Origin of the sequence: uncultured Polaribacter sp. (assembly GCF_947503855.1) — a bacterium.
Taxonomy (GTDB): Bacteria; Bacteroidota; Bacteroidia; order Flavobacteriales; family Flavobacteriaceae; genus Polaribacter.
The window spans coordinates 249,457-272,107 of sequence record NZ_CANNFF010000003.1 but is presented as its reverse complement, the minus strand read 5'-3'; the positions used below and the strand labels follow the sequence as shown (position 1 = coordinate 272,107).

Below are 22,651 nucleotides of genomic sequence, written 5' to 3'. Positions count from 1 at the left end.
ATAAGACACACAAATATAAAATAACATGTACATAATTTCGAGTAATAGATTGACAACAATTATACTGGCAATACTATTTTTGGTTTCGTGTTCTTCAGTTCAAAATACTATTCCACCGCACGAGTTGGTGGTAAGTGAACAATTTAAAAATCCAATAGGTTTTTATGATGCAACACCTTCTTTTTCTTGGAAACTACCACAACATAAAAACATCAAAAAGCAAACAGCCTATTCCATCGTCGTAGCTTCTAAACCTGAACTATTACCTAATAATGCTGATTTATGGAAAAGCGGAAAAGTTGAAAGTGAGCAAACTCTTTTTGTAAAATATGAGGGAGAAAAACTGTCCTCGAGACAAAAAGTGTATTGGCAACTAAAGTTTTGGGATCAAGATAAAAAGTCTTCTGCTTGGAGTGAGGTAGCCAACTTTGAGTTAGGACTACTCCATAACTCCGATTGGCAGGCCAAATGGATTAGCTTGCCAAAAGTTGATAAAGCAAAGTCGCCAAAAACGAATAAAACCTCTTACAAAGTACAGTACTTGCGAAATGAGTTTACTCTTGACTCTAAAATTGAATCTGCTAGATTGTACATTACGGCAAAGGGACTTTTTGAAGCTCAAATCAATGGCAAAAAGGTTGGCGACGATGTAATGGCTCCAGGTTGGACCCCTTACAATAAACGCATTGAAACGTTAACTTATGATGTAATAGACCATTTGCAAGATGGTTCTAATGCCATTGGAATTTCCTTAGCTGAGGGCTGGTATGCAGGTCGATTAATGCTTAGAGGCTATCCAAAAGTTTCGCCCAAAGTAATGTGTCAGCTTGAAGTAAAATATACCAATGGCGATGTTAAAACCTTTATTACTGATGAAAGTTGGAAAGCTACCCAAGAGGGGCCAATTGTTTATGCTGGAATTTATGATGGAGAGCAATATGATGCACGGAAAGAACAAAAATCTTGGTCGTTAACATCATTTGATGATGCAAATTGGCAAAAGGTGGTTACTGAAGATATAGATACACAAATTAGTTTGACACCTAAGCGACACAATACAGTTAAATCTGTAGAAGAGTTAACTCCAATTGCTATTACAGAGATTGATAAGGGTGTCGTGATTTTTGATATGGGACAAAATATGGTGGGTGTACCGCTTATTAAAGTACCAATGGATAAAGATGGAACCTTAAAAATACGTTTTGCCGAAATGCTTCAGCAAGATGGGCGTATGTATACTAAAAATTACCGAGGTGCAGTTTCAACTGACTATTATACCGCTAAAGAAGATGGACAAATTGAATATCAACCAACATTTACGTTTCACGGTTTTAGATATGTAGAGTTGAGTGGTTTTGATGCAAATGCTATACCTGATAAATCGTGGGTAACAGGTGTTGTGCAGCATTCTAATTATGATTTGAATGTTGAGTTTAACTCGTCACACGAAAAACTAAATCAACTACAAAGCAATATTATTTGGGGGCTAAGAGGTAATACGCTCGATATACCAACCGATTGTCCGCAACGTGATGAAAGAGCAGGCTGGACAGGAGATGCTCAGGTAATTGCACCTACCTCGTTTTTCTTAGGAGATGTGCATTCCTTTTGGATGAGTTGGTTGCAAAGTGTACGAAACGATCAAGATGAAGATGGGGCGGTTCCTGTAATGGTGCCTTCTTTAGGTGGTAGACTTAGAGCAGGAGCTGGTTGGAGCGATGTAATCACTATTGTCCCTTGGGAAACTTACCAACGTACTGGTGATGTAGGTGTTTTGAAGGAAAACTATGCAAGTATGAAAAAATGGGTAGGATTTTATCAGTCAAATGCTAAAGATCATATTGTTAAAATGTTTACCCATGGCGATTGGTTGCAACCCTATTCAACACACAAAAGAGATGAGCGATTTGGTATCACTTCCAACAAGCTAATTATCACAGCTCATTATGCGCATTCTGTTAAACTAACTGCTCAAGCAGCAAAAGTGCTAGGATTTAAGTCCGAAGCCAAAGAATATGAGCTTTTATTTGATGCAATTCGCGATGTATTTCAAAATAGTTTTTTCGATACTCAAGGACGCATTATTGAAGGTCCTGAAACTCAAACCGCTTATTTATTAGCCTTAGCATTCGATTTGTTGGATGATGAATTAGCGCAAAAAGCAGTACCTCATTTATTGGAACAAATAAAACTAACCGATAACCATTTGCGTACCGGTTTTTTAGGTACACCTTTATTGCCTCTGGTACTTGATAAAATAGGCGAGACTGACTTGATGTATGAAATTTTGTTTAAAGAAACCTACCCATCTTGGTTCTATTCTATAAATCAAGGGGCAACTACCATGTGGGAACGTTGGAATAGTTACACCCATAAAGATGGTTTTAACAAAGGCGGTATGAATTCTTTCAACCATTATGCCTACGGAGCTATTGGTCGTTGGATGTACGAACGAATTGCGGGTATTAAACCTGTTAAAGTAGGTTACAAAGAAATTGAAATTGCTCCGATACCAGGCGGCCCTTTAACGTCTGCAGCAGCTACTTACAATTCGCCTTATGGCAAAGTAAGTTCAAGTTGGAAAATAGTAGACAAGCAATTTAACTTAGATATTATAGTACCTCCAAACACCACAGCTAAAGTTTCAGTGCCAGGAAATACGCAAGAAAATATTCAGCTAAATGGAGTACAGTTTGAAGATAATTCTAATATAAAATTACTGAGCAAAACAAACAAAGCCTTTATTTTCATGGTAAACCCAGGTACATATTCATTTAAAGCTAAGTATTAAGCGAATATGTATTGCAAAAGAAAGGAGAAAATTAATTGGAAATTGAAGTGGTTAATCTTTGGAGAAATCAATTGATAAAAGACGAGCAAAGACCAGAAGAGGAGAAATATACTTGGTTAGTTATTGATGATATCAAACCGAAATCAAAATTAAAGCCTTCGAAATTGTTAGGTCTAGTAAGTATTGAAACTATAAACGATTAGTTAGTTAAACTTTACATTAAAAATGAACAGATTAAATCAATATACAAAAAAGACGATATCTAAAAATCTAATAATTCTTGGATTAATTCTATCTAGTATATATTCGTGTAATAACATATCCAAAGAAGAAAAAGAAATTGTAAAAAACAAACCTAATTTACTGTTCATTTTTGCAGATCAGTACAGACAAGCGTCATTAGGGTTTTTAAAAGAAGATCCTGTACATACTCCCAATTTGGACCAATTGGCAAAAGAAGGTGTGTTTTTTTCTGAAGCAGTAGCCAACAATCCATTATGTAGCCCGTACAGAGCAATGCTTATGACAGGCCGTTACTCGCTATCAACTGGAGTCGTGGAAAATTGTAATTCTCAAAGAACAGCATTAGGGAACTATTTAAAGAAAGATGAAATCTGTTTTTCTGATGTTTTAGTAGATAATGGATACAGTGCAGGTTACGTGGGTAAATGGCATTTAGATGGTCCGGAGCCTACACCTCCAAATGTAAAAAGAGTTTGGGATACGTGGTGTCCACCAGATAGAAGACATGGCTTTTCTTTTTGGTATGCATACGGAACGCACAATAGGCATAACGTGCCTTATTATTGGACAACCAATGCAAAAGAAGATGAAAAAGTTTATATAAAAAAATGGTCTGCAGAACATGAAGCAGATGTTATTATTGAATATTTAAATAATAACGAAAAGCAAAGAAAATCTGATGAACCTTTTGCTTTGTTTTGGTCAATAAATCCACCGCATACACCTTTTAAACAAGTGCCAGAACGCTACAGAAAACATTATGAAGGGATGAGTCACAAAGATGTTTTGAACAGACCAAATGTTCAGTTTAATGACAACTATGATTTAAAAAGAGGAGACCATGGTGTAGAAAAACGATTAGACCAAGCTACAGATTATTTTGCTTCTGTAAATGGAGTTGATGATCAAATAGGACGTGTGATTTCAAAGTTAAAAGAAGAAGGATTGTATGAAAACACCATCATTGTATTTTCTGCCGATCATGGTGAAATGTTAGGAAGTCAAGGCTTGATGCATAAAAACGTTTGGTTTAAAGAAGCTTATCAAATTCCATTAATTGTACACTATCCAAAAGTAGTTCAACCGAAAGCGGATGATATTTTACTAAGTGTACCTGATTATATGCCTACTTTATTAGGATTAATGGGAATGGAAGATAAAATACCAAACGTAGTTGATGGTAAAAATTATGCAGATTTATTTTTTGATAAGCCTGTAAATCGTCCAGAAAAGCAATTATACTTTGGAGGGAAAAGCTTTGCCTCCAAAGGTGATGCTCGTGGTTTTAGAACAAAAGATTATACATACGCGGTAGTGAAACACGAAAGTGGGGATAAATTTCATTATCTCTATCACGATGTTAAAGACCCTTATCAGATGAAAAATATTTGGGGAGAAAATCCAACTTTAGATGCCCAAATGGAAAATGAATTAGCACAGTTACTAACTTCTATGAATGATTCTTGGTAAAATGAAAACAAACAGACGCGATTTTATAAAAAACATGTCGGCACTTGGCATTGTAGGTGTAACATATCCATTATTATCCGCTTGTGGTAGTAAAAATGGAACGGAATATTTAAATGAAAAGATTACAAAATTTGAGTTGTTTAGATACGACATCAATATACCTCGTTATTTTTCTTGGGGAACTTGGCACAACCGTCAGCATTTGTTTATTAAAATATCTGCAGGTGATTTTTATGGATGGACAGAAACGCCAGCTTCAAAAAACAATCCAGATTATAAACCGACTGAATGGGTTATCTATTTAAAGCAATTTAAAGGTTTGACAATTGGAGAGGCTCAAAAATTATTAGCGTCAGAGCAAGTTTTAGGTTCAAAGCGTTCTTTAAAAATGTTAGAATCGTTAGACATGGGGCTTTTGGACTTATCGGGAAGAATTCAAAATAAATCAGCAGTAGAGTTATTAGGTTTGACTGGACGAAATGCGGTTCCAGGTTTATACTGTATACTAGACAAAGACGAGAAAAAAGTTAGAGAGGAGGCCGAAAAAAGTATTGAACAGAACCTTGGGCATCACATGAAATTTAAAATGTATGGAGATGAAACTGTGGATATGAAGTTGCTCAATACAATTAGAGATGTTTTAGGCGATGAAGCAGTCGTGATTTCAGATGTTAATAAGGGTTATAAAAAATGGGAATCATTAGATGAGTTGAAATCTATTTTAAACCGTTTTAAGGAAAATGGTTTGAATGCTATTGAAGATCCAGCAAATTTAAAAACAAAGCAGTGGATAGAGCTACAAAAGATGGTTGGAGATTTATCCCTAATTCCAGATGCCCCAATGAGACCTGCTTGGAAAGGTATAAATACAATGAAAGTAGGAATGGGACATATTTACAACTTACACCCCTCTACGATGGGGAGTTTAACTCACACAGCAAAATTGGCTCATAGAGTAAAAGAAATAGGCGCAAAAGTCATGATTGGAGACGATAGTTTGGTTGGGCCAGCTTGTTCTGCTTGGCAACAAATAGCCATTGGTGTGGGAGCGACTTGGGTAGAAGCCATTGAGAAAAAGGAAGATTCTAAAATCTATTTAGAGTGTTTACAAAGTTTAGCTACTAAAAAAGAAGCAAACGGGTATTATAGCTATAATCCTGCACCTGGATTTGGTGTAGAAATAGATGCTGACCGTTTGAAAAAAGTAAGTGAGTTACACATAGAGGTTTAGAAAATAAAACTAAGTAGTAAAATAATACAAACAGAGAAACAAAGCACAACAATTATGAGAAAAAATATATTATTAATACTCTTTACTTTTTATTTTTCATTTGCATTTTCAAACGAATGGAATAATGCCCAGTGGATATGGCAACAAGAAGATGGCCCTTCTAATACTTGGATGAGTTTTAGAAAAATAATCACTCTAGATGAAGTACCTGAAAAGGTAGAAGCATTAATAGCCGTAGATAGTAAATTTTGGCTATGGATCAATGGTGAAATGGTCTTATTTGAAGGTGGTTTGTCACGAGGGCCAAGTCAAGCTGGAGAATGGAATAGAAAACAGAAAATTACACCAACAAATTCTTGGTATGATACTGTAAATATTCAACCATATTTAAAAAAAGGAGAAAATACAATCGCGATTTTAGCTTGGTATTGGGGACGAGAAACACACAAAGGGACACATATTGATAGTGGAAAAGGAGGATTGTTGTTTTCTGCTAATATAGGAAATCAACCTGTTGTTTCTGATGCATCTTGGAAAGCTTTACAACACCCTGGGTATGATAATACAATTGCCCCATCTAGCAAAGCAATAGTGCAATATAATGTATTGTTTGATGCGCAAAAATCGATAGGAGATTGGTCGGAAAAAGCGTGGTATAAAACTGATTTTAATGATGAAAATTGGCCAAGAGCTGTTGAAAAAGGAAAATTAGGAGTCGCACCATGGTATAACGTAGAACCTAATATAGTTCCGCACTTAATTAATCATGGTTTGGAAAACTATGAAAATCATGAGACTTTAAAATTTCCATTTGTAAGCGATGGAAAAATGTTAAAAGCAAAATTACCTTTTAATAAACAAATTACACCCTATTTAGAGATTGAAGCGAAAGCTGGGGATACTATTTTTATAACTACTGATAATAGATTGAATAGAATTAATGCAACTTATATAACGAAAGAAGGCAAACAATCTTTTGAAAGTTTTTCTTGGATGAACGGTCATGAAATTAGATACACCATTCCAAAAGGGGTTAAGGTAAACGCTTTGAAGTATAGGTGGATGAGTGTTGGTAAAATGGCAGGTAAATTTGAAATTGATGATCCGTTTTACCAGCGTTTATGGTGGATGGGGAATAATACTTTGTTTGTATGTGCTAGAGATAATTTTATGGACTGTCCGGATAGAGAGCGTGCATTATGGATTGGAGATGTTGCAGATCAAGTTGGGTATTTGTTTTATTCCATGGATAATGCTGGACGTCAATTGTTAAAAAAAGCAATTTTGCAAACCACAGCATTTAGCGAAAACGGAGTAATGGGAGCTTTAGGTCCATTAAGAGTTCGAGAATTGGTAGCGCAAAGTTTGCAATTTATCGCTCAAGGAATTTGGCCATACTATTTGAATACAGGAGATAAAGAAACCTTAGAAAAAGCCTACCCGTTTGTGTATGATTATTTAGCATTATTTCCAATGCAAGAAAATGGATTGCCAGAATACCGTAAGGGTAAAAGTCCAGATTCTTGGAATTGGGTAGATTGGGGAGTAAAAAAGACGATAGATGAACAACCTATTCAAATGGCATTCTATTACTTAGCTTTAAAAGAAGCTAAAAAAATGGCAGAAGTTATAGGTAAGACCGAAGATATAAAATGGTATTCAGAAAGAATGGATGTCATGAAACCTGCGTTTGATAAAGCGTATTGGAAGAATGGATTTTATAGTACGAATGTAGATAAATTTAAAGATGATAGAGCAAATGCGATTGCTATTGTTTCTGGAATTGCAAATCCAGATTATTACAATCAAATCGTAGATAATGTATTAATTCCAAATCGTTTTTCAAGTCCACATTTTGAATGGATTGCAGAAGAAGCTATGTGTATTGCAGGAAGATATAAAGCGTCTTTAGAAAGAATGAAAGTACAATATCAAAGTCAAGTAGATAAAAAAACGATGTCTACCTTATATGAAATGTTTCCAAGAGGAGGTAGCTACAATCATGCTTGGAATGCTCCAAATACTATTTTATCTAAACATATTGCAGGAGTTAGACCAACAAAAGTGGCTTGGAGTGAATTTGAAATTATGCCCGCATTGGTGCATCTTGAAAATATAAAGAAAACCATTCCTACTGTAAAAGGAGATATAGATGTCGAAATACATGTTAGTGAGTTAGAATATCAACTAAACTTAAGTTCACCAAAAGAAACAGAAGCGATTATCGGAATTCCGAAAACAGAAAAAACAATTGACAAGGTTTATGTTAATGGAAAATGTGTGTGGAGTAAAGGTAAAATAAAAAAGAAAATCAAAGGTGTTCTTTTTAAAGGAGAAGATATGAGGTATTTGAAATTTGTATTATTATCGGGGAATTGGGAGTTAGAGGCTATTTATAAGTAATTAAATATTTTAGTTATACCTTTTCAGAATTAGAGATTTACTATTAGGTTAATTTGTTTTAAAATATGTTGAGAAATTATTTTTATGCGGTATTTCTTTTATGCCAGTTCACTTTTGCTCAAGTTGTAGAAATCGAAAGTAAAAAAGACCAAGATTATTTATTGGAAATAAAGAAAGAACTCAAAAAGAAATGGCCAAACAATAAAACTATAAACATTGTATTTCATGGGCATAGTGTGCCTTCGGGATATTTTAAAACACCTATGGTAAACACGTTGTCTTCTTACCCGTATCAGGTTTTAAGAAAAATCAAAGAAAAATATCCTTATGCTGTAGTAAATGCTATTGTTACAGCAGTTGGTGGAGAAAATTCAGTAAAAGGTGTAAAAAGGTTTGATAATGAAGTCTTAAATCATAAACCAGATGTCTTATGTATAGATTATGGCTTAAATGATAGAAAAATAGGTTTGGAAAAGGCAAAGCAAGCATGGGAATATATGATAGAAAGCGCTTTAAAAAATAACATACATGTTATACTGTTAACACCATCCCCAGACACTAGGGTTGATTATAATAACCCTAAAAATAAACTCTGGCAACATGCTAATCAGATAAGAAAACTAGCTCAGACTTATAAAGTTGAATTAGTTGATAGTTATAAGGCTTTTGAATTCTTATATTCTAAAAAGAAGAAACTTAAAAAGTATATGGCACAAATAAATCATCCCAATGAAAAAGGTCATGAGTTGATTACTAAAGAAATTATGAAGCATTTTAAATAGATTTAAAGGATTGGTGTTTTAGTGAATAAAAATGATGAAGTTTAGCTCCTAAAAAGGAAGCAATGGTTATTACTCTTATAAATCAGAACCAGGTTTTGGTGTAGAACTGGATAGAGATAGATTAAAAAAAGTAAGTGAATTGTATATTGAAATCTAAATAAGATAATTTAGAACAACGCATTGTAATAATTGATATCATTTTGTGTAATAAATATATCAAAACGTCAATTGTTATTTGTGTCGTTTTCTACGTAATTTACTTTTAACTATTATAAGAACTTTCGTTTTGAATAAATCAAAAAATGCTATTAATGATCAAAAATCTTTTTCAATATTTAATTATTTAGTATTGATTCAGGAAGTTTAAATCAAAAAGAAAATTTGAGAAGACAATTGAAAACGATGAAAAAAATTAATTAAGAATATAATAATGAGAGTTAAAAAAATACTGCCTTTTTTTTACACTATATTTTCTTTTTTTATAATAACGAATTGTAAAAAAGTACAAGTTACTCAAAAACCTAATGTTTTACTCATTTGTGTGGATGATCTCCGTCCAGAGTTAAAGAGTTTCGGAGCTAAGTATATCAGTTCTCCAAATATTGACGCCTTAGCAGAAAAGGGAGTTAAATTTCAAAGACATTTTGTAAATTCTCCAAGTTGTGGACCATCTAGATATACCTTACTGACAGGACAATATGGTCCAGCAGGAAATAATGCACTTTTTCGAAGAGCAAATAAAATAAACGAAGGTAATCAAGAAATAGATAAAAGTATGCCAGAGTGGTTTAAAGCACATGGTTATACGACAATTTCTGTAGGGAAAGTTTCTCATCACCCAGGAGGAAGAGGTGGTAAGAATTGGAATGATAGTACAAAAATTGAAATGCCCAATGCATGGGATAAACATTTGATGCCGGTTGCAGAATGGGAACATCCGCGCGGAGCAATGCATGGATTAGCCAATGGACAAATTCGAGTAAAATCAGGCAATATGGATGTTTTTGAGACAGTAGAAGGAGATGACAATATTTATCCAGATGGAGCAATTACAAATGAATCTATAAACCAACTAAAAACACTTACTAACAATAATGAAAATCCATTTTTTCTAGCTGTTGGAATTATAAAACCACACCTACCTTTTGGTACACCAAAAAAGTATTATGATAGGTACGATGGTGTAGCCCTTCCCGAAATAAAAAACCCTCAAAAACCAAAAGGGAAAACCACATGGCATGAATCGGGTGAATTTATGAAATACAAACGTTGGGGTAAAAATCCTAATACAGATGCTGATTTTGCTAATGATGTGCGTCGTCATTATGCTGCATGTGTGAGTTTTGCAGATGCTCAAGTTGGCAAAATTCTTGCAACATTAAAAAAAACAGGAGCAGACAAAAATACTATTGTTGTACTTTGGGGAGACCATGGTTGGCATTTAGGAGAACATGCAATTTGGGGAAAACACAGTTTGTTCGAGGAATCGTTACATGCGCCTTTAATAATTCATTATCCAGAAATGAAACATAAAGGTGCTAACGCAAATGCCATTGTTGAAACAGTCGATATATTCCCAACTCTATGCGATTTAGCTGGAATTGAAATTCCTGAACATAGCTATGGTGTGTCACTAAAAAAGATATTAGAAGCACCGAATACTACTGGACACGACGCTATAGCTTACAATAATAAAGCTTCAACGATTAGAACATCAACACATAGGTTGACTCTTCATAAAGATGGATTTGTAGAGTTGTATGCTCATACATCAAAAGAAAAGGAAACAAAAAACATTGCTGAGGAACAAAAAGAATTAGTCAAAGAGTTAAAGAAAAAGTTGAATGCTCGATTAGACAAAAACTAGTTTTCAATGCAAATAAATATAAAACAAAATTAAAATGATAAAAGTAGGATTATTTGGTATTGGCTTAGATACCTATTGGCCGCAATTTGAAGGCTTATTAGAACGGTTAGAAGGTTATCAACAACAAATAGCAACTAAAATGGAAAGTTTTGGAGCTAAGGTAGTCAATGTTGGTTTGGTAGATTCTCCAGTGGTAGCAAGAGAAAAAGCTCAGATATTAAAAACAGAAGATGTAGATATCTTGTTTTTATATATATCTACCTATGCCTTATCATCTACAGTTTTACCTGTGGTTCAGAAAGTAAAATGTCCGGTAGTGATTTTAAATATTCAACCTGTAGCAGCTATTGATTATGAGAGTTTTAATGCTTTGGGAGATCGTGGTAAAATGACTGGAGAGTGGTTAGCACATTGTCAGGCTTGTTCGGTACCAGAATTTGCAAATGTGTTTAATCGTGCAGGAATAGATTACGAATTTGTAACAGGTTATTTAGGAGAGCAAGTCGTTTGGGACGAAATTCAGGATTGGATAGATGCTACAAAAGTCGCTTCGATAATGCAAAATAATAGACTCGGTGTTTTAGGACATTATTATGCAGGTATGTTAGACGTATATTCCGATTTAACAAAACAATCTTCAGCTTTTGGAACGCATATAGAAATTGTCGAAATGTGTGAGGTAAAAAAGTACAGAGATGCAGTTACAGATGACGAGGTTGATGAAAAAATAACTGAATTCCAAAGTACCTTTGAAGTGATTGATGCTTGTGAAGAAGAAGAATTGGTACGCGCAGCAAAAACCTCAATAGCTTTAGATAAATTGGTTAAAAACCACGATTTAGGTTCTTTAGCATATTATTATGAAGGGGAATCAGGAAACGAATATGAAAATATTGTAACTTCTGTTATAGCAGGAAATACCTTATTGACAGGGAAAAATGTGCCAGTTGCAGGCGAATATGAAGTGAAAAATGCCCAAGCCATGAAAATTATGGATGCCTTTGGTGTTGGAGGTTCGTTTTCGGAGTTTTATGCCATGGATTTTAATGATGATATCGTTATGTTAGGTCATGATGGACCTGCACATTTTGCCATTGCAGAAGGTAATGTACAATTAGTGCCATTACCGGTGTATCATGGAAAACCAGGAAAAGGCTTATCCATTCAAATGACTGTAAAGCATGGTCCTGTAACTTTGTTGTCTGTTGTTGAAGGTAAAGATGATGTATTCTTATTGGTTGCTGAAGGAGAATCAGTAGAAGGTCCAATATTACAAATAGGAAATACAAATAGTCGATACCGTTTTTCAATAGGTGCAAGAGCTTTTATGAATGAGTGGTCTAAACAAGGTCCATCTCACCATTGTGCTATTGGTGTAGGTCATATTGTTGACAAAATTGATAAATTAGGAAAAATATTAAATCTTAGAGTAGTTAGAATCTGTTAAAGATAAAAAGGATGAAAATACTATATAAAACGCTGTTTATAGGGTTAGTTCTGAATTTTTTTGTGCCAGGTTTATTTGCCCAAAATACATCCTTAGAGCAAAATTTTCAGAATCCACCAGCATCGGCGAAACCACGTACTATGTGGTTTTGGATAAACGGAAATGTAACAAAAGAAGGTATAACAGCCGACTTAGAAGCTATGAAAAAGGTTGGCATTCAAGGCGCTCTGATTTTTAATGTGAATTTAGGAAACCCGAAAGGTTTTGCCGATTATTTAAGTACTGAGTGGCTAGATTTATTTCATTTTGCTGCCTCGGAGGCCAAACGACTAGAACTCGAGTTGAGTTTTCATAATGGTGCTGGTTGGTCGTCAACAGGCGGACCATCAATTACCCCAGAATATGCGATGCAAGAACTGGTTTTTTCAGAAATAGTGTACACTGGTAACAAATCATTTAATGCTAAACTGCCTCAACCAAAAACCCACCTAAATTATTATAGAGACATTGCCATTCTTGCTTTTCCTAAACCTAAAAACGACCAGCGTATTGACGAATTAGATACAAAAATACTTTCGCATAAAGTTAGAAACCACCTAACGCCTGATAATAAGAATGTTTCTGATTTGGCAATAGTTAAAAAAGCAGAAATTATTGATTTGACATCAAAACTTACTAAAGATGGGGTCTTAAAATGGCAAGTACCTAAAGGCGAATGGGTTATTTTACGTATTGGACACACGCCTACCGGCGAAAAAAATCGTTTTCCGAGTGATGGCGGACGCGGTTTAGAGTGTGATAAAATGAACAAAAAGGCTGTAGATATTTTTTGGCAAGGAGGCATACAGCCGATTATTAAAAAATTAGACACTTTAATAGGTACTGCTGTTACAAGATGCCATATTGATAGCTACGAGGTAGGTACAACAAACTGGACAGCTAATTTTGTAGAAGAATTTAAAAACCTTCGTTCTTACAACTGTAAAGCATATTTACCTGCTTTAGCCGGTTACTATATAGAAAGTGGCGAAAAAACTGAACGATTTCTTTGGGATTTTAGACGTACGATTGGAGATTTAATCGCTAAGAATTATTACGGTTATTTCGGAGAACTTTGCCATAAAAACGGCATGCAATTTTCTACAGAACCTTACTGGGGACCATTTGATAGCATGCAAGTTGGTGCAACTGCTGATGTGGTGATGTCTGAATTTTGGAGTGGAAGTTTGGCGTTTTTTGATTCGCCCAAATTTGTTGCTTCGATTGCTAAATTAAATGGAAGCCCCATTGCCGAAGCAGAATCTTTTACGGGTATGGGCGGCTGGAACCAACACCCAGGTACGCTAAAAGCCATGGGCGACTTGGCCTGGGCGCAAGGTATCAATCGTTTTGTTTTTCACTGTTATGTACACCAACCTTGGAATGTAGGACCTGGATTGACTTTACAAGTTTTTGGAACGGATTTTAACCGTTTAAATACGTGGTGGAATCAGAGTAAACCTTTTGTAAATTATATTAGCAGAGGTCAGTTTTTACTACAACAAGGCACCTCGGTAGCCGATGTCTTGGTTTTTACAGGAGAGGCATCTCCAAATGATGCGCTTTTAATGCCAGAAATAAAAGAACTTGGATATGATTATGATGTGATTGGGTCAAACAAAATACATACATTAACAGTAAAAGACGGTCTTATTCAAACTTCTGTAGGAGAAAAATACAAAGTTTTGGTATTGCCTTCAATTGAATGGATGACACCAAAAACACTAACTAAAATTAAAGAATTAGCTAACTTGGGCGCACAAATTATTGGCTCAAAACCAAAAAAATCGCCAAGTCTTGAAAAGTATCCTACTTGCGATGAAAAGGTAGTTGAGTTAGCTGATAATTTATGGAATTCGGGTATTGTTAAAGACAACTCGATTTTAGATGTTTTAAAAAACTGGGTATTGCTTCCAGATTTTTCAATTGAAAACGATACCAATGCCGCTATCGATTTTATTCACAGAAAAACTAAAAATAGCGACATCTATTTTGTAGTAAATTCAAAAAAAGAAAGTCGAGAATTAGACTGTCGTTTTCGAGTTACAGGAAAACAACCAGAACTTTGGAATGCAGAAACAGGAGAAATTACTAATGCTTCAGTATGGAAAAACAATGGTGATGGTACCACAACAGTATCAATTCCTTTTGAACCTCAAGGCTCTGTATTTGTTGTGTTTAAAGAACCTATAACTTCAGAAGATCACATTGTAAGTGCTGCCATCACTACTCAAAAACCTAAATCAACTTCTCCTTCTACTCTAAAAATCATAAAAGCTGAATACGGAACATTTTTACCTGATGGCTTGGTTGATGTTACAGAAAAAGTTGCAAAAAGCGTTGTTGATAATAAATTATCGATACATGCAACTCGCAGTCTTTGTTCTGGAGACCCAGCACCTGGCTATAAAAAAGAATTACGTGTTCAATATAAAGTTGGTGAAACGCTACACGAAAAAAATGCCATGGAAAAAGAGTGGTTACATATAGATGCTACCAACAAAGGAAAATTAGTCGTTGTAAAAGCGGTCTTCGGAAAATTTGCGAGAGGAATAAATAGCATTCCTTCTAACAAACCTATTTACGATGTTACAGAAAAAGTAAAATCAATCGTAGAATCTGGTACTTATGAAATTTCTGTAAACGATCGTTTTTTAAAAGAAAAAAATGATACTAAGAACTCTTTACGTGTTAGCTATACGATTAATAACGAAAAGAAAAGCATTATTGTTTCTGAAGGAAATATTCTAAAGTTGACACAGGAAAGACCTAAATCTAAAATAATTTACGACAACAATGGAGTTGCTTGGGTTACCCCTTATACTGGTGAAATAACCTATCGTTCGTCAAAAGGAAAAACGAAAACATTAAAAGTAAAATCGATACCTAAACCTATTGATATCTCTAATGATTGGCAAGTAAGCTTCCCACTAATAAACAAAGATATTTTAGAAACTACATTTAATCAATTAATTTCTTGGTCGGTTGCTTCAGAAAAAGATATTCGTTACTTTTCGGGGACAGCTAGCTATAAAAAAGAGTTTCAAATCCCTACAAAACTTATAAAATCGTGTTATTCTTTTGAATTAGATTTAAGTAATGTTATGGTAATTGCTGAAGTGATTCTTAATGGAGAAAACCTTGGAATTTTATGGAAAACCCCATACAGAATCAATCTTGATAATGCAATCTTAAAGGGCACCAACACACTTGAAGTAAAAATTACTAACCTTTGGCCAAATAGATTAATTGGCGACGAGCAGATGGAGTTAGATTACGAGCGCAGAGGACCACATATAAAAGATTGGCCCAAGTGGCTTTTAAACAATACCAATAGACCAACAGAACGTATAACTTTAGCTGGGTTTAAACATTACAATAAAAACTCAGAATTGTTGCCCTCTGGTTTAATAGGTCCGGTTAGAATTATTGTTTCAAAAGTCAAGAAGTTATAGAAAATTAAAATAAAGTCTATTGAAGTTGATTTATATTTTAAATTAGCTCATAAATTAAAATACAATGCGAAAAATACCTTTGTACATATTAGTATTAATTAGTGTAGCATGTGCTACAAAAAAAGAGAATGTAGTACCAAACATAATCATTATAAATGTTGATGATATGGGCTGGAAAGATGTTGGTTTTATGGGAAGCAAATACTATGAAACACCTAATATAGATTACCTATCTAGCTTAGGAATGGTATTTACAAATGGGTATGCATCTGCTTCCAATTGTGCCCCTAGTAGAGCTAATTTAATGACTGGGCAATGGGCACCACGTCATGGGGTTTATACAGTGAGTCCGTCAACTAGAGGTAAATCTGAAGACAGAAAAATAATCCCTATTAAAAACACTCATACTTTATCACCAGAACATCATATTTTACCAGAGGTGTTGCACGAAAATGGCTATATAACCTGTCATGCAGGAAAGTGGCATTTAAGTGATAATCCTCTAGAATATGGATTTGATGTAAATATTGCTGGAGGACACAATGGTCTACCCAGAAGTTATTATCCACCCTATAAAAATGTAAAGATAGAAAAAGGCAATAGCCAATATTTGACTGATTTGGTGATGGAAAATGCTTTAAAGTTTGTAGATACTGTTCAAAAACCTTTTTATTTGAACTATTCGCCTTATGCAGTTCATGTGCCTATAATGCCAATAGACAGTATTGTTCCTAAATATGAGAAAAAAACACCTTGGCAAGGTCAAGGTAACGCGGAATATGCTTCTATGGTAGATAATCTAGATAGAAACATAGGACTACTTATCAATAAGCTAAAAGAAAGGTCTCTTTTAGAGAATACCTTAATTGTTTTTACTTCCGACAATGGCGGTTTGTATGGAATTACGAAACAAAAACCATTAAGAGCAGGAAAAGGTAGCTATTATGAAGGTGGTATTAGAGAGCCTTTTTTCTTTGTATTAAATAGTAAGATTCAACCGAATACGAAGAGTGAAATTCCGATAACGAATTTAGATATTTTTCCAACGGTATTGCAATATGCAGGTATTGATGCTAGCTCACTTCAATTGGATGGTAATAATTTATCACCTGTTTTAGAAAAAGAAGTAGAAGTTTTTGAACGTCCTTTATTTTGGCATTTCCCTATTTATTTACAGGCTTATAATGTAAACGATAACGAAAATCGTGATCCTTTATTTAGAACGCGTCCAGGATCTGTAGTAAGAAAAGGGGATTGGAAACTTCATTATTACTTTGAAGACAATGCTATTGAGTTGTATAATTTATCTGAAGATATAGGAGAAAGAAATAATCTTTCAGAAGTAAATCCTGAAAAAGCAACTGAATTATTAACCTTGTTAAAACAATGGTGGAATGATACCAATGCGCCAATTCCAACAACTAAAAATCCAGAATACATAAGTAAATTATAATAATAAATTTTATATTCAAAAGTTATGCAAGCAATATTAGGGGTTATATTTCATTCTTTAGGAGGCGTAGCCGCAGGAAGTTTTTATATGCCATACAATAAAGTAAAAGGTTGGGCATGGGAAACCTACTGGATGGTAGGAGGTGTTATGTCTTGGCTTATTGTACCTCCAATAGCTGCTTATTTAACGGTTCCTGGTTTTGTAGATATCATTGCATCAAGTTCAAGCATAATTTTAGGTTTTACATTTTTAATGGGGCTACTTTGGGGAGTTGGTGGTTTGTCTTACGGCCTTGGAGTACGTTATCTAGGGATGTCTTTAGGTAATTCAGTAGTTCTAGGGTTTTGTGCAGCATTTGGGGCTGTTGTACCCTCAATTTATTATAATTTAAATCCTCAAGATGGTAAAATATCTTTTACAGATATGATATCTTCTTCAGGAGGAAGAGTCGTTTTGCTTGGTGTTTTAGTTTGTTTAATAGGTATTGCAATTTGTGGAAAAGCAGGTATGTTAAAGGAAAAAGAACTTTCTGAAGAAGAAAAAAAGAAGAGCGTAACAGAATTTAATTTGGTAAAAGGGTTAATAGTTGCTGTGCTTTCAGGTATATTAAGTTCATTTTTTAGTTTTGGTATAGAAGTAGGGAAACCTTTAGCAGATGCAGCAGTTGCTGCAGGCTATGATCATCTATTTGCCAATAATGTGACGTTTGTAGTGATACTTTGGGGTGGTTTAGCAACTAATTTAGTTTGGACTACCATGTTGAGTATCAAAAAAAAATCATACAAAGATTTTATCAATACAAATACTCCAATTTGTAAAAATCTTTTGTTTTCTGCTTTGGCAGGCACCATATGGTTTTTACAATTTTTCTTTTATGGTATGGGAGAAAGCAAATTAGGTAATGGTGCTAGTTCTTGGATTTTACATATGTCCACCATTATTTTAACGGCTAATCTTTGGGGGATTTATAGAAAAGAATGGTTTGGTGTAGCTAAAAAAACAAAATTAACTATAACAACCGGAATTATAGTAATTATTCTTTCCGTTGTATTAGTGGGTGTTGGAAATTCTATTTAGATTTAATCAACCTGACACAACAGGATAATCTAAAAAAAAATATAAAATAATTTTAGAATCAATATTATTTGAATAATTTATGGATACTTTAAATTGGGTATTACAATTTTTAGGGCGCTTGCATCCACTATTTGTACATTTTCCAGTAGGTCTTTTGGTTGTTGCATTACTATTAGAAATTCGAACTATAGGAGGTAAACGAAAAGGACTTAGAGAAGGCATCAATTATATGGTTTATATTGGTGCAGGTTTTGCTGTTTTTTCAGCACTTTTTGGTTGGTTTCTAAAAACACAAGATGAATATTCTGGAGATTTGGTAGATAACCATCAATATACAGGAATAGCTACAGCGGTTTTGTCGCTTATTACTGCAATAATTTTAAGAAATGCTCTAAAAAAAGCTACAATTAATTTAAAGGCATACCGATTTATGCTTTTTATAACTGTAATATTGCTAACTATAACTGGACATTTAGGAGCTAATTTAACCCATGGAGAAGATTATTTAACAGCAATTTTGCCAGGAAATAAAGAGGTTTACACTGCTAAAGAATCAAGTGTTTTATTATCAGAGTTAAAAGGGAATTCAGAATTATCGGATTTACAAAAAGACAAATTAAGTTTAGAAGTACGAGGACTTTTTGCACATAAATGTTATCAATGTCATAGTGAAAACAAGCAAAAAGGGGAGTTAGTACTTGAAACTAAACGAGGAGTTTTTAAAGGAGGTAAATCAGGATTGGCAGTTGTACCCGGTAAACCAGAAGAAAGTGAAATTTATAAACGAATTATTCTTTCGGCTAATGATAAAAAGGTAATGCCTACAAAAGGTAAACTATTAACTCCTGATGAAATAGCATTGGTAAAACTTTGGATTAAAGAAGGTGCACATTGGTCAGATAAAGCAGTAAAAGTTTTTCCAGAAGCAGAGTTAGCTTTAGTAAAGCCAGAGCTACCTAATAATATTCAAGGTATAACTCATCCTATTGATAAATTAGTAGCTATTTATTTTGATAAAAATAATCTGGATTGGCAAGAAGTTATTAACGATAGAGCTTTTATAAGACGTGCCTACATGGACGCCATTGGCTTGTTGCCAGAACCAAGCGTAGTTAAAGATTTTATAAATGATAACAATCCAAACAAAAGAGAAGCATTAGTTGATACTTTATTAAACGATAATCAAAATTATACACAACATTGGTTAAGTTTTTGGAATGATTTATTACGAAATGATTATTATAGCGTTGGAGGTAAAAAACAAATTACGCATTGGTTGTATTCGTCACTAATGAAAAATAAATCTTATGACCAATTAGTAACCGAGTTAGTAAATCCAGTAAAAGGTTCAGAAGGTTTTATAAAAGGCATAAAATGGAGAGGTGTTGTTAATGCAAGTCAAAGAACAGAAATGCAAGCTGCACAGAATATTGGCCAATCTCTTATGGGGGTTAATGTAAAATGTGCTTCATGTCATAACAGTTTCATCAGCAATCTAACCTTAGATCAAGCCTACGGATTTGCAACAATTTTTTCTGATTCTATTCTAGAGTTGAATAGATGTGATAAACCCATAGGTAAACTCGCAAAACCAAATTTTCTATATCCAGAATTAGGAAGTGTTGATGGTGAAACGGTTAAAGATAGATTATTAAAACTATCAGAAGTGATGGTTCAGAGAGCTAATGGAAGGCTTTACAGAACCATTGCCAATAGGTTTTGGGACAGATTGATGGGACGTGGTATAGTTGAACCTTTAGATGAAATGGATAATACGCCATGGGATGCTATGGTGCTAGATTGGTTGTCAGCAGATTTTATAGATTCAGGCTCAGATTTAAAGCATTTAATTAAGCGTATCATGACGTCTAAAGTTTATCAATTGCCTATGGTCAATTATAAAAAAGAGGAAGACTTAAAAACCAAGTACGTTTTTAAAGGGCCAGTAACGCGCAGACTTAGTGCGGAGCAATTCTCTGATGCTGTAAGTCAGATTATTGCACCTTTATATCCACAAGTAGCATTCAATCCAAATGGAGATGATATCAAAGCCATACGGATATGGCATCTAGAAGAAGAGTTGGGAAGAGTAGTACTACCTGAACCTGGTAAAAGATATTTTAGAAAATCATTTAATGTTTCAAAAGAAACTATAAAAAAAGGAGAAGTTTTAATTTCAGTTGACAATTCTTATGTCCTTTATCTTAATGGAAAAAAGATATTGCAAAATAAAAATTGGAAGGTAGTTGATAAAATTGATATTACAAGTCATCTAAAAGTTGGGAAAAACACTATAGCGATTATAGGAGAAAATGAAGGTACTATTGCAAATCCAGCAGGTATATTATTTGCTTTAAAGATAGATTATGCGTCGGGTAAGAGTATACTTTTAAAGTCCGATAAATCTTGGGTGAGTTCTCGTGAGTTACCAGAAGCCAACTGGGTAGCTGTTGAATATGATGATAGTTCATGGAGAAAAGTTAGAAATTACAGTACTAGAAATTTTAAAAATTGGGGACAACTACTAGATTTTACTTTTAAACCACACACCGAAAAATTTGCGCGTGCTAGTTTGGTAAAACAACACCCGTTTATGAAAGCTTTAGGAAGACCCAGTAGAGAAATTGTAACGACCTCTAGAGAAGATCAAGCAACCTTGTTACAAGCTTTAGAGCTTACTAATGGTGAGTTTTTTAATGGAATCTTAGAAGAAGGAGCACAATCGTGGTTAAAAAATTATGGAGAGGATAGTCGTGTTATTGTAAAAAACTTATATCAAAAAGCATTTAATAGAGAACCGTCAAGTGAAGAAAAAACAATGATGCTTAATGTTTTAGGAAAGAACCCAAAACAAGAACAATTACAAGATGTATTTTGGGCTGTTTTAATGTCGCCAGAATTTCAGTTTATTAACTAAAAATAAAAAAAATGGATACAAATAAGTCACGTAGAGATTTTTTGAAAAAAATGAGTGCTGCTAGTTTATCAGCAGCAGCAACTACAATTCCAGGATTTAGTTTTTTAAGTTCTTGTTCGCCTGAGGTTCAAAAAATGGCATCTACAGCAGATACTGTTATTTTACTCTGGATGGCAGGAGGAATGGCACATACCGAGACATTTGACCCTAAAGCTTATGTGCCTTTTGAAAAAGGTGTAGAAAGCAAGAGAGTGCTAAGTACTTTTCCTAAGAAACCTACTGTAGTTGATGATTTATATTTTTCTGAAGGATTAGAAGGTATAGGGAGTGTAATGGATAAAGGTGCTATAATTCGTTCATACAAATCTGCAGATTTAGGGCATATTTTGCATACGCGTCATCAATATCATTGGCATACTTGTTATGAGCCACCACAATCTGTACAAGCACCTCACATTGGAGCTTGGATAGCTAAAGAGTTAGGGCCTGCAAACCCTGTTATTCCCCCTTTTATTGCTATGGGGCAACGTTTTACAATGGGGGAGTCTGAAGAGCTCAAGGCATTTCATTCTGCAGGATTTTTAGGTACAGAATATGGGCCTTTTTTAATTCCTGACCCTTCAAGTGGTTTGGAAAGTGTGCGCCCACCAAAGGGTATGTCGCTTAAACGTTTTGAAGCACGTTATAAATTATTTAAAGAACTAGCAAATAAGAGCGAGGTGATGGAGCAGGGTAGCGATTACCAGCGAGAGTCTTTAATGCGTTCTATGGAGCAGTCGTATCGCTTATTGAATTCTCCAGAAGCTAAAGTTTTTGATTTATCAGAAGAACCAAAAGAAGTTTATGATACTTATAATACAGGACGTTTTGGTTTAGGATGTTTGTTGGCAAAACGATTAGCGATGAATGGAGGACGATTTATTAGTGTATCTACAGAATACGAACCATTTTTAGGTTGGGATACGCATGAAAATGGGCATACGAGGCTTAAAAAAATGAAAGCGCTTATTGATAGGCCTATAGCTCAACTTGTTAAGGATTTAGATAAAACAGGACATTTAGATAGAACACTTATTATTTTGGCAAGTGAGTTTAGTCGAGATGCTATTATGGAAGGGAGACCAGGTAAAAAAGTAAAAGACCAAGTGAATCAACCAGATATTATAGAACACGAAAAACACTATGGAATGCATCGTCATTTTACAGATGGTAGTTCTATTTTAATGTGGGGCGGTGGTGTAAAAAAAGGATTAGTTTATGGTAAAACTGCAGACGAAAGACCTTGTTCATCAATAGAGAATCCAGTAGTAATAGATGAAGTGCATCAATCTGTTTATCATGCTTTAGGGATTCATTCAGAAACCCATTATGAAATAGAAGGTAGACCATTTTATACAACGCCAGATGGTAAAGGAAAACCAATATTAGATTTATTTGGGAATCCTATGAAATCATCAAAAGAAAACATCGCTTAAA

The 22,651-nt window shown here is 34.3% G+C and carries 13 protein-coding genes; all 13 read left to right on the top strand.

Features of this window, described 5'->3' with window-relative positions:
* Positions 1 to 25 precede the first annotated feature (25 nt).
* Complete coding sequence (locus Q0662_RS04145) at positions 26 to 2,791, top strand: glycoside hydrolase family 78 protein (RefSeq protein WP_298947425.1); 2,766 nt, start codon at positions 26 to 28, stop codon at positions 2,789 to 2,791.
* A 35-nt stretch (positions 2,792 to 2,826) separates the two neighbouring features.
* On the top strand, positions 2,827 to 2,994 hold the full coding sequence (locus Q0662_RS04140) for a hypothetical protein (protein ID WP_298947423.1): 168 nt from the start codon (positions 2,827 to 2,829) through the stop codon (positions 2,992 to 2,994).
* Between the two features lie 22 nt (positions 2,995 to 3,016).
* Positions 3,017 to 4,504, top strand: coding sequence for a sulfatase (locus Q0662_RS04135; protein ID WP_298947421.1), 1,488 nt, complete (start codon positions 3,017 to 3,019; stop codon positions 4,502 to 4,504).
* A 1-nt stretch (position 4,505) separates the two neighbouring features.
* On the top strand, positions 4,506 to 5,735 hold the full coding sequence (locus Q0662_RS04130; RefSeq protein WP_298947419.1) for a mandelate racemase/muconate lactonizing enzyme family protein: 1,230 nt from the start codon (positions 4,506 to 4,508) through the stop codon (positions 5,733 to 5,735).
* A gap of 54 nt (positions 5,736 to 5,789) precedes the next feature.
* Entirely contained in the window at positions 5,790 to 8,138 is a 2,349-nt protein-coding gene (locus Q0662_RS04125) for an alpha-L-rhamnosidase C-terminal domain-containing protein (protein ID WP_298947417.1), read from the top strand.
* A gap of 65 nt (positions 8,139 to 8,203) precedes the next feature.
* Complete coding sequence (locus Q0662_RS04120; protein ID WP_109403620.1) at positions 8,204 to 8,920, top strand: SGNH/GDSL hydrolase family protein; 717 nt, start codon at positions 8,204 to 8,206, stop codon at positions 8,918 to 8,920.
* 430 nt (positions 8,921 to 9,350) lie between these two features.
* Positions 9,351 to 10,787, top strand: a complete 1,437-nt coding sequence (locus Q0662_RS04115; RefSeq protein ID WP_298947414.1) for a sulfatase — start codon at positions 9,351 to 9,353, stop codon at positions 10,785 to 10,787.
* Positions 10,788 to 10,821: 34 nt separating this feature from the next.
* Complete coding sequence (locus Q0662_RS04110) at positions 10,822 to 12,234, top strand: L-fucose/L-arabinose isomerase family protein (RefSeq protein ID WP_298947412.1); 1,413 nt, start codon at positions 10,822 to 10,824, stop codon at positions 12,232 to 12,234.
* An 11-nt stretch (positions 12,235 to 12,245) separates the two neighbouring features.
* Positions 12,246 to 15,728, top strand: coding sequence for a glycosyl hydrolase (locus tag Q0662_RS04105; RefSeq protein ID WP_298947410.1), 3,483 nt, complete (start codon positions 12,246 to 12,248; stop codon positions 15,726 to 15,728).
* A gap of 64 nt (positions 15,729 to 15,792) precedes the next feature.
* On the top strand, positions 15,793 to 17,181 hold the full coding sequence (locus Q0662_RS04100) for a sulfatase (RefSeq protein WP_298947408.1): 1,389 nt from the start codon (positions 15,793 to 15,795) through the stop codon (positions 17,179 to 17,181).
* A 24-nt stretch (positions 17,182 to 17,205) separates the two neighbouring features.
* Positions 17,206 to 18,258, top strand: coding sequence for an L-rhamnose/proton symporter RhaT (gene rhaT, locus Q0662_RS04095; RefSeq protein WP_298947406.1), 1,053 nt, complete (start codon positions 17,206 to 17,208; stop codon positions 18,256 to 18,258).
* Positions 18,259 to 18,337: 79 nt separating this feature from the next.
* On the top strand, positions 18,338 to 21,175 hold the full coding sequence (locus Q0662_RS04090) for a DUF1549 domain-containing protein (RefSeq protein WP_298947404.1): 2,838 nt from the start codon (positions 18,338 to 18,340) through the stop codon (positions 21,173 to 21,175).
* An 11-nt stretch (positions 21,176 to 21,186) separates the two neighbouring features.
* Entirely contained in the window at positions 21,187 to 22,650 is a 1,464-nt protein-coding gene (locus Q0662_RS04085; RefSeq protein ID WP_298947402.1) for a DUF1501 domain-containing protein, read from the top strand.
* The last annotated feature ends 1 nt before the right edge of the window (position 22,651 follow it).

Bases quoted from the DNA above. Each gene is read 5' to 3' on its own strand.
- Q0662_RS04105 (WP_298947410.1), top strand. From the start codon at position 12,246: ATGAAAATACTATATAAAACGCTGTTTATAGGGTTAGTTCTGAATTTT.
- rhaT (WP_298947406.1), top strand. From the start codon at position 17,206: ATGCAAGCAATATTAGGGGTTATATTTCATTCTTTAGGAGGCGTAGCC.
- Q0662_RS04120 (WP_109403620.1), top strand. From the start codon at position 8,204: ATGTTGAGAAATTATTTTTATGCGGTATTTCTTTTATGCCAGTTCACT.
- Q0662_RS04145 (WP_298947425.1), top strand. From the start codon at position 26: ATGTACATAATTTCGAGTAATAGATTGACAACAATTATACTGGCAATA.
- Q0662_RS04110 (WP_298947412.1), top strand. From the start codon at position 10,822: ATGATAAAAGTAGGATTATTTGGTATTGGCTTAGATACCTATTGGCCG.
- Q0662_RS04115 (WP_298947414.1), top strand. From the start codon at position 9,351: ATGAGAGTTAAAAAAATACTGCCTTTTTTTTACACTATATTTTCTTTT.
- Q0662_RS04090 (WP_298947404.1), top strand. From the start codon at position 18,338: ATGGATACTTTAAATTGGGTATTACAATTTTTAGGGCGCTTGCATCCA.
- Q0662_RS04135 (WP_298947421.1), top strand. From the start codon at position 3,017: ATGAACAGATTAAATCAATATACAAAAAAGACGATATCTAAAAATCTA.
- Q0662_RS04125 (WP_298947417.1), top strand. From the start codon at position 5,790: ATGAGAAAAAATATATTATTAATACTCTTTACTTTTTATTTTTCATTT.
- Q0662_RS04085 (WP_298947402.1), top strand. From the start codon at position 21,187: ATGGATACAAATAAGTCACGTAGAGATTTTTTGAAAAAAATGAGTGCT.
- Q0662_RS04100 (WP_298947408.1), top strand. From the start codon at position 15,793: ATGCGAAAAATACCTTTGTACATATTAGTATTAATTAGTGTAGCATGT.
- Q0662_RS04130 (WP_298947419.1), top strand. From the start codon at position 4,506: ATGAAAACAAACAGACGCGATTTTATAAAAAACATGTCGGCACTTGGC.